This is a genomic window from Bacillus sp. RK1064 (assembly GCF_051488405.1).
GTDB lineage: Bacteria > Bacillota > Bacilli > Bacillales > Bacillaceae > Bacillus.
In genome coordinates this window covers 1,798,382-1,810,738 of record NZ_JBPSCZ010000001.1, presented here as the reverse complement: position 1 = coordinate 1,810,738, position 12,357 = coordinate 1,798,382, and the positions used below count along the sequence as shown (strand labels likewise).

13 protein-coding genes and 1 riboswitch are annotated in these 12,357 nt (G+C 41.7%); of the genes, 11 read left to right on the top strand and 2 right to left on the bottom strand.

The genetic code is table 11. The features are described from left to right. Positions 1 to 54: 54 nt before the first annotated feature. Positions 55 to 188: riboswitch (cyclic di-AMP (ydaO/yuaA leader) on the top strand. A 78-nt stretch (positions 189 to 266) separates the two neighbouring features. From ACSSTM_RS09460 to ACSSTM_RS09445, 4 genes are all read left to right on the top strand, one after another. After that, positions 267 to 1,508, top strand: coding sequence for a dicarboxylate/amino acid:cation symporter (locus tag ACSSTM_RS09460; RefSeq protein WP_095286244.1), 1,242 nt, complete (start codon positions 267 to 269; stop codon positions 1,506 to 1,508). Positions 1,509 to 1,634: 126 nt separating this feature from the next. Then, positions 1,635 to 2,561, top strand: coding sequence for an ABC transporter ATP-binding protein (locus tag ACSSTM_RS09455; RefSeq protein WP_095286230.1), 927 nt, complete (start codon positions 1,635 to 1,637; stop codon positions 2,559 to 2,561). After that, positions 2,539 to 3,306, top strand: coding sequence for an ABC transporter permease (locus ACSSTM_RS09450; protein WP_034663976.1), 768 nt, complete (start codon positions 2,539 to 2,541; stop codon positions 3,304 to 3,306). Before ACSSTM_RS09455 ends, ACSSTM_RS09450 begins: the two co-directional genes overlap by 23 nt. Positions 3,307 to 3,423: 117 nt before the next feature. Then, positions 3,424 to 3,759 (top strand): hypothetical protein, encoded by a 336-nt coding sequence (locus ACSSTM_RS09445; protein WP_034663975.1) that lies wholly within the window; start codon positions 3,424 to 3,426, stop codon positions 3,757 to 3,759. Positions 3,760 to 3,862: 103 nt separating this feature from the next. On the opposite strand, the gene fbpB is transcribed toward ACSSTM_RS09445, so the two are convergent. Next, the gene (gene fbpB / locus ACSSTM_RS09440) at positions 3,863 to 4,012 is read right to left on the bottom strand and encodes a Fur-regulated basic protein FbpB (RefSeq protein WP_003214266.1); all 150 of its coding nucleotides are present in this window, start codon (positions 4,010 to 4,012) and stop codon (positions 3,863 to 3,865) included. Positions 4,013 to 4,364: 352 nt separating this feature from the next. After that, a complete protein-coding gene (locus ACSSTM_RS09435; RefSeq protein WP_034663973.1) occupies positions 4,365 to 4,685 on the bottom strand; it encodes a thioredoxin family protein in 321 nt (106 codons plus the stop codon). A gap of 184 nt (positions 4,686 to 4,869) precedes the next feature. Here ACSSTM_RS09435 and ACSSTM_RS09430 point away from each other — a divergent pair, with 184 nt between their 5' ends. From ACSSTM_RS09430 to ACSSTM_RS09400, 7 genes are all read left to right on the top strand, one after another. Further along, entirely contained in the window at positions 4,870 to 5,952 is a 1,083-nt protein-coding gene (locus ACSSTM_RS09430; protein ID WP_034663971.1) for a D-alanine--D-alanine ligase, read from the top strand. Positions 5,953 to 6,033: 81 nt separating this feature from the next. After that, positions 6,034 to 7,398, top strand: a complete 1,365-nt coding sequence (locus ACSSTM_RS09425) for a UDP-N-acetylmuramoyl-tripeptide--D-alanyl-D-alanine ligase (RefSeq protein WP_095286242.1) — start codon at positions 6,034 to 6,036, stop codon at positions 7,396 to 7,398. A 26-nt stretch (positions 7,399 to 7,424) separates the two neighbouring features. After that, positions 7,425 to 8,117, top strand: coding sequence for an alpha/beta hydrolase (locus ACSSTM_RS09420; protein WP_034663968.1), 693 nt, complete (start codon positions 7,425 to 7,427; stop codon positions 8,115 to 8,117). Positions 8,118 to 8,244: 127 nt separating this feature from the next. Then, positions 8,245 to 8,583, top strand: a complete 339-nt coding sequence (locus ACSSTM_RS09415) for a glutamate synthase (protein ID WP_034663966.1) — start codon at positions 8,245 to 8,247, stop codon at positions 8,581 to 8,583. A 165-nt stretch (positions 8,584 to 8,748) separates the two neighbouring features. After that, positions 8,749 to 10,239 carry a degradosome RNA helicase CshA gene (cshA, locus tag ACSSTM_RS09410; protein WP_034663965.1) on the top strand — a complete coding sequence of 497 codons (1,491 nt, stop codon included), beginning with the start codon at positions 8,749 to 8,751 and terminating at the stop codon, positions 10,237 to 10,239. A 112-nt stretch (positions 10,240 to 10,351) separates the two neighbouring features. Then, the gene (locus ACSSTM_RS09405) at positions 10,352 to 10,831 is read left to right on the top strand and encodes a PH domain-containing protein (RefSeq protein ID WP_034663964.1); all 480 of its coding nucleotides are present in this window, start codon (positions 10,352 to 10,354) and stop codon (positions 10,829 to 10,831) included. Then, positions 10,821 to 12,320, top strand: a complete 1,500-nt coding sequence (locus tag ACSSTM_RS09400) for a PH domain-containing protein (protein ID WP_437404147.1) — start codon at positions 10,821 to 10,823, stop codon at positions 12,318 to 12,320. The genes ACSSTM_RS09405 and ACSSTM_RS09400 overlap by 11 nt, the downstream gene beginning before the upstream one ends. The last annotated feature ends 37 nt before the right edge of the window (positions 12,321 to 12,357 follow it).

The following is a 12,357-nucleotide window of genomic DNA, read 5'->3' as shown; positions in this document are numbered from 1 at the left end:
TGAACCTGTTTACAATTTTCTAAAAATAAGGTATAAATAGTATGAAAATATCATAATAACCACACGCTTAATCCTTCTAAAGGAATGGGGGACCCACTATTTTGGGGTGAATTTTTCTCTGTTGAGAAAAAAGGACATCTCTTCGTCCTAACCCGTCAGCTAACCTCATCGGCGTGAAGAGAGTAAACAGTGGTACGTGTATGGAAACAAAGACCCACGAGAAAACTCTCTTGTGGGTCTTTTTTGATGAGGAAGGGGAGATTTTATTGAAGCTAGCGACGAAAATTATTATTGCCTTGTTTGTAGGTGCAATCACAGGACTACTGCTCAACATTTTTGCTCCGAATGTATTCAAAGTGTTAGACCCTTATCTATTTACGCCTCTAGGTCAAATCTTCTTAAACTTGATTAAAATGTTAGTAGTGCCGATCGTATTCTTTTCCATCACACTAGGTGTAGCAGGTCTAGGTGATCCGAAAAAGCTTGGCAGAATCGGCGCAAAAACCATTACTTATTTTCTACTTACTACTACTTTTGCCATCATCATTGGCATTTCATTGGCCTTATTGATCAAGCCGGGAGCATTCGGTAATTTTGATACGAAAGCGGCTGATTATTCCGCAGAGGAAGCCCCATCAATGGCAGAAACACTACTCAACATCATTCCAACCAATCCAGTCCAATCTTTAGTTGAAGGGAACATGCTTCAAATCATCGTCTTTTGTGTGTTTTTAGGCCTTGGCATTGCCATGCTTGGGAAGAAGACGGAAGGTTTGCTAAAGCTGTTTGAACAAGGAAATGAATTAATGATGTTTCTTGTCGGCATAGTGATGAAGTTCGCACCGTACGGAACATTCGGTTTGATCGCAACCGCAATTGGCAGCCAGGGATTTGATGCGATGAAAGCGATGGGCCTCTATTTCTCGGTCGTATTAGTTGCGCTCGTGCTGCATTTCTTCCTGACTTATGGGTCAACTGTCGCCATTTTAGCGAAGCGAAATCCGATGGCGTTTTTCAAAGGATTTTCTCCAGCAATGGTTGTCGCATTTAGTACATCAAGCAGTAACGCAGTCCTGCCAGTCTCAATGGAAACAGCCCAGAAACGTTTGAAGGTGCCAGAGCCGATTTCAAGCTTTGTACAGCCGCTTGGTGCAACCATTAATATGGACGGCACAGCGATTATGCAAGGGGTCGCGACCATTTTTATCGCACAAGTATATGGAGTTGAACTGACGCTTGTCCAAATGCTGACGGTTGTCTTAACGGCTGTCTTAGCAAGTATCGGCACAGCGGGTGTGCCAGGAGTTGGGCTCATCATGCTCGCTATGGTACTGAACTCTGTGAATCTGCCTGTTGAAGGCATTGCGCTCATCCTTGGCATAGACCGCTTATTAGATATGGCAAGAACCGTTGTCAATATTACAGGTGACGCCGCATGTGCGGTGATTGTGACAGAAACGGAGAAAAAACACGAGAAAGACGCAGCATCACCGAACCTATCCATGTAATGTAAAAGAAGGGCTGACTCGATCAGCCCTTTTTTTCATGGGCCTCTTGTCATGCGTGATATACTTTTAACAGAATGAGCGGTCTTATTTGCCGCCATAGGCATTACATCAGAAGGAGGAACCACGTTGCAGTCTGCTGTTCTAAAAGTAGAGAAAGTCGATAAACGAATTGGCCGGAAAATGATCTTACAAGATATATCTATAGAAATAGGGAGAGGAGAAATCGTCGGCTTACTAGGACCAAATGGGTCTGGAAAAACAACCTTGATTCGCTTGATCGTTGGTTTGATGAAAAAAAACAATGGCCGAATCATGATCAATGGATATTCACAGGATGAGGATTTTCTACACGCAATGTCATCTGTTGGTGCGATCATAGAAAATCCCGAATTTTATTCTTATTTAACAGGTTTTGAAAACCTTGAACTATATGCGGCGATGCACGATGGAGTGACGGAAGAACGCATGCAGGAAGTGGTGAAAAGAGTTCGTCTGGAGCACGCCATTCATCAGAAGGTGAAGACGTATTCACTGGGGATGAAACAAAGGCTTGGGATTGCACAAGCCATATTACATCAGCCGAACCTGCTGATTTTAGACGAACCGACAAATGGACTTGATCCTGCAGGTATGAAGGAATTCAGGGAGCACTTGCAAATGCTCGTACGAGAAGAAGGAACGTCCGTGTTATTTGCCACACATTTATTGCATGAGGTAGAAGAGCTATGTGACCGCATGATCATCATTCAAAAAGGACAGATCAAAGCCAGTGCGAAGCTCCGGGACATGGAGGGGAAAGAACAGATACTCATGAATATTCAGCCAGTGGAAAAGGCGGTTTCGTGGCTCGACACGCAGGCCTATACATATGAACGAAATGGAGCGCGTGTATTACTTCAATTGAACAAAGAACAAGTGCCTGAGCTGAACAAACAGCTTGTTCTGGCTGGGTTTGATGTACTTGAAATGACGCCTCAAAAGCCATCAATTGAAGAGGCATTTATGAAATGGACGGAAGGCGGGACGGCAGATGCTTCAACTCATCAAGAATGAGCATAAGAAAATTATGAGGAAAAAGATCACATTCATTGCACTTGGATTGATCGTTGTTTTTCAATTGGCGATGGCTCTAGCGTTGAAACGAGTCATTTCCAGCTTTGGTGGACAAGACACTGTCGCCAATTATTTTGCTTATTCCACGAACGTCGTGTTTATTTTACAGGTGCTCGCTGTTGTCATTGGCGCAACCTTGATCTCAACAGAGTTTCAAAAAAGGACGATCAAGTTTTTATTGATCCGGCCCAAAACAAGGCTGCAAATTTTTCTGTCAAAATACATCACACTTGTGCTGACGGTCATATATTTGTTTGTTTTTTATTATGTATTAGCTTTCTTATTTGGCCTTATTTTCTTTGGTACTGAATTTGATGAAAGTACGGGACGATTATTTCAGCATACGTTTGCTGTTATCGGATCTCAGTGGGTGGAAGTGATGATGATGGCAAGCTTCGCTTTTATGTGTTCCAGCTTGTTTAGGAACAGCCTCGTTGCGCTTGTGACCTCGTTTTTTGTTTTATATGCGGCGAAATCACTTGTGCCTATTATGTCTCTTTTAGAAAATCAGTGGGGGAAAATCCTGCTTTTTGCTAATACGGACTTTACTCAGTACAGCTTTCAAGGACCGCCGCCCTTCCATGGCATGAGCCCTTTGTTTTCTCTATTTATGGTGGGGGCGCATTTTGTTTTCTTTGTTGGTACGGCTTGGATTCTTTTTTGGAAACGTGATGTAAATGTGTAAAAATTGTGTCAAATAACAAGAAAAATTCGTGACATCTTTGTGAAAACGAGTCTGTATTTCACGATAACCGGCTGATTTTGTCTTATAATAAGGTGGAATCTTGGAGGTGGCACTATCGTGAAAAATTTCATTACGGCTTTACCAATTTTGTTGCTGCTGTCGTTTTCGTTTGTGTCTTTTGCCATCCAGTTTGATCATCTTGTTTATTTCAGACTAGCGCTGGGAATCTTTTCGTTAGCGGGTCTTTTCTTTCTGTATACACTTAAAAGAAACATGAAATGGTTCATGGTTTATTTATATGCGAGCTGGATCATTCTTGCTGCTGTCACAACATTTGAGGAGCCTGTCTTTTCTCAGTTCTTCTTCGGTGGTTTAACAATGACAATGGGTTATCTCACATATATGCTCATTTATTTAGGAATGAAGCAGGACCGTGTAGCGAAATCACATTAAAACAAAAGTCGATAAAATCACATCATAGATTTTATCGGCTTTTTTCTTTCTGTTGAAAAAGACAAAAGAGACGAGCAGCCAGCTGTGACTGCTCGTCTTATGTTTATGATTCACGTCCAGCAGCTGCAAGCTGCTTCTGATGCTTTTTGTCGATTGTTTCGTATATACTTTCCATCATTTTAGGGTCGCGCATGATGGCCTTCTTGTTCTCTTCAATCAATTGCTGATATGTTTTGATTTTCTTCTTAGACATGTGACTCATCGCTCCTTTATATAAGTATAGACGTCTATAGGATTTCACATAGATGAAATTGATAATCATTATCAATTAGAAACTCTATTATACAAAGCGAAATGTCAGAAGTAAAGAATCTATTCAGAAAATTCACGTAACCGACAAATTCGAAGCCTAGTCGACGCTCATTCTTTCCCAGGAAATAATTCCTGTCATTTCTTGTCGTAAGTGAAACATCTATATAAAACATTCTTTCGCTCATTGAAACGTTTTGGATGTGCAACTCGTCTTATGGAGAGATTTGATGTAAGAGATGTGAGAAGAAAAAAAGACACCAGCAAGCGTTTGCTGATGTCCTTCGTTTAACCAATTAAGAAACGTGCCCTTGAAGAAACTCTGTCACTTCTTCAGGTGATTTTGCGTTTGCGCTGTGTAAATGACCTGTTTTTTCGCCATTTTTGAAAATTAACAGGCTTGGAATACCCATGACCTGATACGTTTCTGCTAATTCAGGGAAATCATCTTTGTTTATTTCAAACCATTCATGGTGAGCATAAGCCTCTAAGATGTCTGGAATGAACATGTCCATTCTTGTACAGTCAGGACACCATGTTGCAAAGAATTTAACGATGACTTCTTTGTCAGATTGAATGATTTCATTGAATTGTTCAGTACTTGTGATTTTTTTCAATTTGTCACAACTCCTTTTCAATGTCATTTTAATATAAAATAATGGCGAATGACATACAAATGCTCGGGAGGCGCTTACAACCTTTACAAATCATTTCAATTCCGTAACAACAAAAATTAATTAGAGCATTTTTGCTTGAAAGTGATAAGATAGTAAAGATGAATTTTAGTGGGGGGAGTATCCATTGAAAATAAGTTTAGGATTGATTTACGGCGGAAAGTCAGCCGAACATAATGTATCACTGCAAACAGCCCTTGCAGTTACAAAAGCACTTAACACTGAGAAGTTCGATATACATCCAATTTATATTACAGAAGAGGGCGAATGGCTAAGAGGAGAAAAACTCACTGAACCAGTTTCAAACGTCAAAATGCTTCAATTTGAACAGAACGCAAAGACGTTTTTACCAACTTCTTTAAATGAAAGCATGTTCCCGCAGCCTGCATCTGCTGATGAGAAGATTGATGTTGTCTTCCCATTGCTGCACGGGCCAAATGGTGAAGATGGAACGATGCAAGGATTACTTGAACTGCTAAATATCCCGTATGTCGGCAACGGTGTTCTTGCTTCTGCAGCGGGTATGGATAAAGTCATGATGAAAGATGTTTTTGCTCAAGCAGGACTTGCACAAGCAAAGCACCTTTCCTTCAATAAAAAAGACTATGAAAAGGCCACACCAGACAGCTTAGAACAGGTGGAACAAATACTTGGCTATCCATGCTTTGTGAAACCTGCCAACATGGGGTCAAGTGTTGGAATTAGCAAATGCCGCAGCAAAGAAGAGCTGCAAACCGCATTCGGCTTGGCTTTCCAATATGATCGTCGTGTGGTCGTCGAAGAAGGCGTCGTTGGAAGAGAAATCGAAATTGGTGTATTAGGAAATGACGAGCCGAAATGCTCTGTCGTTGGTGAAATTGCACCTAAAACAGATTTTTATGACTACAAAGCAAAATATGAAGATGGCGATACAGATTTGATCATTCCTGCAAGTGTGTCAGAGGATGAATACAAGACGATTCATGATATGGCGATTAAGGCATTTAAAGCCCTCGATGGATCTGGTCTTGTACGTGCAGACTTCTTCCTCACAGAAGAAGGTGAAGTGCTGATCAATGAAGTGAATACAATGCCTGGATTCACACCATTTAGTATGTTCCCGCTGCTTTGGAAACACACTGGTGTAGAGTATCCAGAGCTGATTGAAAAGCTAGTGTCACTTGCAATTGAACGCCATCAAGAAAAACAAACCATTAAAACGACTTTTTAATGTGAGCAACAAGCAGACACTATCCTTAGGTAGTGTCTCTTTTCCTTCAAACGTGAAATGAGAAAGAGAGGCGAAAAAATCATGATCAAACGTACAGTGAAACAAATCGCCCAAATGGCTGGTGGGACACTATCTAATCAAGCTTTTGGCGAAGAGCAAATTCACGGAGTGACAACAGATACACGAAAAGTATCAAAAGGTGCATTGTTTATCCCCCTAATTGGAGAACATTTTAACGGTCACACATTTGCTTCTAAAGCAGTGGAGCTTGGAGCCGCAGCTGTTCTTTGGAATCAAAAAGAAGCCAATCCACCGTTCGGTGTACCTGTCATTCTTGTAGAGGATACACTGGCAGCACTTCAACGGCTGGCAAAATCATACTTGAAAGAAGAAAAACCTCGTGTTGTCGGTATTACAGGAAGTAATGGGAAAACCACAACGAAAGACATGATTCATTCCGTCTTACAAACGGCTTATCAAGTTCATAAAACAGATGGTAACTTTAATAATCATATCGGTCTACCTCTCACCATTCTTGCAATGCCGGAAGGAACAGATATTGCTGTGTTGGAGATGGGGATGAGTGCAAAAGGTGAGATCGAGTTTTTGTCAAAACTCGCTGAGCCTGATGCAGCAGTCATCACCAATATTGGAGAATCTCATATGCAAGATTTGGGATCAAGAGAAGCCATTGCTGATGCAAAATGTGAAATCACAAAAGGATTAAAAGAGGATGGCATCTTTTATTACTTAGGAGATGAACCCTTGCTGCGCGAGAGAGCGACTGCACTTTCGCAGCGTGTGAAAACCTTTGGGGAAGCAGAGGACTGTGATATCAAGGTAACGCATATCAACCAGCTTGCAGAAGGAACTGAATTTCAAGTCGAAGGGTATGCTCAGGGGTTTCTCATTCCTGTATTAGGGAAACATAATGTGAAGAATGCCCTTGCTGCAATTGCCATAGGCCAGCACTTTGGACTGAATGAAAGACAAATCGCCCAAGGACTCATGCAAACAAAGTTGACAGGGATGCGTCTTGAGCTGTTTAAAACAGAGAAAGGAATCACTGTTATCAATGATGCGTATAATGCAAGTCCTACTTCCATGAAAGCTGCAATTGATCTTGTAGGAGATATGGACGGCTTCGCTAATCGCATTCTTGTCCTTGGAGACATGCTCGAGATGGGCAGCGAAGAAGAAACGTATCATTATGAACTAGGCCGCTACATCAAGCCTGAATTTATTGATCATGTGATGACGTATGGCCGCCTAGGTGCATTCATCGCTGAAGGAGCAAAGAAATCATTCGGTGACGCGCGCGTGTTCTCATTTATGGACAAAGAGGAACTGAAGAAAAAACTTGCTGACGTAGCAGGTCCTGACGATGTTGTTCTAGTCAAAGCCTCACGCGGCATGAGATTAGAAGAAGTCATTACTGCACTATAAAGAGTGAGCGCAAAGAAGGTGACAGAATGATTGGCTGTCTATGTATACATGGATTCACTGGCGCCCCCTATGAAGTGGAACCGCTGGCGCAATATTTAAAGCAGAAGACAGATTGGAACGTTCAGTCAGTCACGCTTCCGGGGCATGGGGATGAGCTTCAGCTCAAAGGCATTTTCTATCAAGAATGGATTGCAACAGCTGAATTAGAACTGCTATCTCTTTACCGAACATGCGACACCATTTTTTTGATCGGCTTTTCCATGGGAGGAATGATCGCTTCTTATCTTGCAGCGAAGTATCCGGTTGCTCGTCTCGTTCTTTTAAGTGCTGCGGCTAAATATGTGAATCCAAAACAAATGATTCAAGACACAAGGCAGATGCTGAAGGAATCATTGTCTGGGCTGATTGATACGAATCCTTTGTATGATAGATACCGCCATAAGCTAACGAGCACACCGCTGTCAGCCGCTGTAGAATTTATGAAGCTGGTGAAGCAAACGAAGAGCTCCCTTGAGAAGCTTCACCTCCCTGTGTTAATTGTTCAAGGTGAAAGTGATGGGATTGTGCCCGCTTCAAGTGCAGAATTTATTGATCATAAAATCCCGTCTCGTCAGAAAGAAATGTTTTATTTACCTGATTGTAAACACCATGTTTGTCACGAGCCATGTGCACAGCAATTGTTTGAAAAAGTAGAGCAATTTCTAAAAAAAACAATTTAATCTATAGAAAAGCGAAAATGTGGCTAAACTAATATAAATTGAATCCCACTTGTTAAAAATTGCATCATTTTTGTCGAATGAGTGACAAGCCTATGGTACAATAGGAAAGAAAAGGTGGTTGATTCGGTTGTTTCATTATGACGGAAAAACCTTTGTCCCGCAGTCTAATTCGAGTAACGGAGAAGTATCGGCAGGAACCATATTTCAATATCGTCAGGACGGGAATATATTAACGGGCACATATCAAGGCGGCAGTATTGTATCTGGTGTACTTGTAGGAACTGTGAATGAGGATGGAACACTTCATTTTAGGTACCACCATGTCAGCAAAGACGGCAGCATGAGAAGCGGGTCTTGCAATTCTACACCTAAGCAGTTGGATAACGGAAAAATTCAACTGTTCGAAAAGTGGAAATGGATGGATGGAGATCAAAGTGATGGTGAATCTGTCATTGTGGAACAGTAGATATATCCATTTCTGTCTTGTTGAAAAACAAATAGTGTAATGGTAAGATATAAGGTAGGGTAATTCGGGCTTTGTATATAATGGACCTGTCCTTTCGGAAAAGGGCAGTTTTTAATGATCATTCACGAGATTACTGAAACAGCAATTAGAAGGAGTTTGAATAATTTGACTATAACGTTTCAAGATTTTCAATTAAGCGAAAGTCTCATGAAAGCTATTAACCGCATGGGATTTGAAGAAGCAACACCGATTCAAGCGGAAACAATTCCTCTCGGTCTTCAGAATAAAGATGTCATTGGACAAGCACAAACAGGAACAGGAAAAACTGCAGCATTTGGTATTCCTCTTGTAGAAAAAATCGACCCAGCGTCTCCAAATATCCAAGCGATTATCATTGCGCCAACAAGAGAACTAGCGATTCAAGTATCTGAAGAGCTATACAAAATTGGCCAAGACAAGCGTGCGCGCGTACTTCCGATTTACGGTGGACAAGATATCGGCCGCCAAATCCGTTCGCTCAAGAAAAATCCTCATATCATCGTAGGGACTCCAGGACGTTTACTCGATCACATTAACCGTCGTACAATGCGTCTTCAAAATGTTGAAACTGTTGTGCTAGATGAAGCAGACGAAATGCTAAACATGGGTTTCATCGAAGACATTGAAGCGATCCTTTCAAATGTACCAAGTGAACACCAAACACTTTTATTCTCTGCGACAATGCCTGCACCAATTAAGCGCATTGCAGAACGTTTCATGACAAACCCAGAACATGTAAAAGTAAAAGCGAAAGAAATGACAGTCTCTAACATCCAACAGTTCTACTTGGATATCCACGAGCGTAAGAAGTTTGATACATTGACTCGTCTTCTTGACATTCAATCACCTGAGCTTTCAATTGTCTTCGGCCGTACGAAGCGCCGTGTTGACGAATTGACAGAAGCACTTAACCTTAGAGGTTATACAGCTGAAGGAATTCATGGTGACCTGACACAAGCGAAACGTATGGTTGCGCTTCGTAAATTCAAAGAAGGTTCAATCGATGTGCTTGTAGCAACAGACGTTGCAGCACGTGGACTTGATATCTCAGGCGTAACACACGTGTATAACTTTGACGTGCCACAAGATCCAGAGAGCTACGTACACCGTATTGGACGTACAGGACGTGCTGGACGTACAGGTATGGCGGTGACATTTATCACACCGCGTGAAAAAGATATGCTTCGTGCGATTGAGCAAACGACTAAACGTAAAATGGAACGTATGAAAGAACCAACTCTAGATGAAGCAATTGAAGGTCAACAGCAAGTAACCATTGATCGTCTGCGCACAATCATCAGTGAAAACAACTTAAACTTCTACATGACAGCTGCTGCTGAATTGCTAGAAGATAATGATTCTGTCACAGTGGTTGCGGCTGCCATCAAAATGATGACAAAAGAGCCAGATGCAACGCCTGTTCGTTTGACAGATGAAGCACCAATGATTTCAAAACGCAATCGCAACAACCGCAGCTCTTCTAAACGTAGAGACGGCGGCGGAGGAGGCGGCTATCGCGGGAAAAGCCGTTCATCGTACGGTGATAAAAAGCGTTCATCAAATGACCGCAATCGTTCTTCTAACGATCGTCGTCAAAAGAAATCTTATAACAACTAACATACAAGAGCGAATCCTTTGCAGGGTTCGCTTTTTTTAACAGGCTTATTGAAACTTTTTAGGCTCTGTTTCGTAATATATTGATAGAAAAGTAAGAGAATGGGGGAAGAATGTGAGAAAACAGCCGCAACGTCAAATTAGCTTAAATGGATTAAAGGTATGGCGTCTTCAAAATGGAATTATCTCATTGATTTTCTTACTCATCATCATTGGGGTATTTATTGCTAGTTATTATTTTCAATGGCCATATTGGATTGGGGCCATCCTCGTCGGTTTATGGGTCTTACAGGTCATTTTTGGTATTTGGCTTATACCGAAAATCCGTCATCGCATCTGGCGCTACGAAGTATTCGAAAATGAAATTGAAATTCAGCATGGACTCATTCGCGTCACACGTGTGATTGTACCGATGGTGCGAGTCCAGCATGTCGATACATCGCAAGGGCCGCTTTTAAGGCGCTACCGTTTGGCATCTGTTCAAATATCGACTGCTGCTACAGTTCATGATATACCGGCGCTAGAATTAGAAGAAGCAGATGAGCTTCGTGATTACATATCTCGTTTAGCAAGGGTGACGGAAGATGATGTCTGAACCAAAACGTGTACATCCAATCTCGATGTTCATTGATTTTATATCAGATGCCGTATCCATGATCAAAAACTTCATTATCCCTTTTTTCGTGCTTATTTTTGTGAACTCGAATTCGAGCATTCGTTTTTATGCATTTATCATTCTCGGTGTGCTTCTTTTATGGAAAGCTGTTTCAACCGTTTTAGCATGGAGGCGATTCACCTACCGGATGGAAGATGATGAATTTCGCGTGGAATCGGGCGTCATCACAAAAAAGAAAAAATATATTTCGTTAGAACGAATTCAAACCGTGAATACAAGTGAAGGTATCTTCCAGCGGATTTTCGGCTTGGTGCGGGTCCAAATCGAAACAGCAGGCGGAACGGACGGTCCGGAAGTGAGCCTGACGGCGATTACAAAAGCAGAAGCGGAACAATTAAAGCAATCGATTTTCAACCGGAAGAAAAGCTTGCAGCAAGAAGAGATGTTGGATGAAAATGGGGATGTTCCGCATGATCCTCTGACAGCGCAACAACCTGTAGAAGAAGAAATGAATGTTTCCTATCGGATGGGTGTACCAGAGCTGCTTTTGGCTGCGACCACTTCAAGCGGAATCGGAGTCATTATTTCCGGGTGTCTCGCCATTTACACACAAATAGATGAAATTCTTCCTTTGGACGGATTCTTCAAACGCTTCTCTTTTTTAAGTCATGCAAGTATTGAGATTTATGCGATTCTCATATTTATTGCCGTATTGATTGCGTGGATTCTTAGTGTGGGGGTTACAGCCCTTCAATATGCGAATTTTACCGCAAAACGAAAAGGGAAAGACATCATCATCACAAGAGGACTCATCGAGAGGCATCAAATGACCATTCCACTTGCGAGAATTCAAGCAGTGAAAATCAAAGAAAATATTCTCCGTGAGCCCTTTGGCTTTGCGACGGTGATGCTTGTGAGCGCAGGAGGTTCTATTACAGAAAAAGAAACCTCTTCCGTCTTATTTCCGCTGATTCGAAAGAAAAAAATCAGCGAACTGCTGTCTCAATTCACAGATCATTATCACTTGGCGCCAGAAGCTGAACTGAAAAAGGTGCCAAAGCGTTCACTCAAACGCTACCTGATCTCTTACGGCTTTGTGCCATTACTTGTCGGCGTGATCCTATCTGTACGTTTTCCACCATGGGGGTATTTGGCACTCATTCCGCTTCCTATTGCTTTGGTTTTTGGCTATTTAGCTTATAAACAATCAGGCTATACGATCAAAGATTCATTGATTCAACTGACATCAAGAGGCATTGGCAAAACCACTGGCATTGTCTTGAGAAAACGAATGCAAAACTATACGATGACGCAATCTTTCTTCCAAAAGAAAGGCCGATTGGCGAGTATTCACACTTTTGTGAAATCCTCTGCACTGCTTGATTCCTTTGGTGTGCATCACCTTGAGGAAGAAGATGCTGCACGTATAATGGATTGGTATTCGTATGAAAAAAATAAATCTTCTTAAACAAAAAATGTCGATCAGCTTCCCGTTCATAGGAGTG

What these genes read in the sequence shown, in the direction of transcription:
- ACSSTM_RS09450 (WP_034663976.1), top strand. Translation starts at nt 2,539, where the DNA reads ATGCTTCAACTCATCAAGAATGAGCATAAGAAAATTATGAGGAAAAAG.
- ACSSTM_RS09425 (WP_095286242.1), top strand. Translation starts at nt 6,034, where the DNA reads ATGATCAAACGTACAGTGAAACAAATCGCCCAAATGGCTGGTGGGACA.
- ACSSTM_RS09400 (WP_437404147.1), top strand. Translation starts at nt 10,821, where the DNA reads ATGATGTCTGAACCAAAACGTGTACATCCAATCTCGATGTTCATTGAT.
- fbpB (WP_003214266.1), bottom strand. Translation starts at nt 4,012, where the DNA reads ATGTCTAAGAAGAAAATCAAAACATATCAGCAATTGATTGAAGAGAAC.
- ACSSTM_RS09420 (WP_034663968.1), top strand. Translation starts at nt 7,425, where the DNA reads ATGATTGGCTGTCTATGTATACATGGATTCACTGGCGCCCCCTATGAA.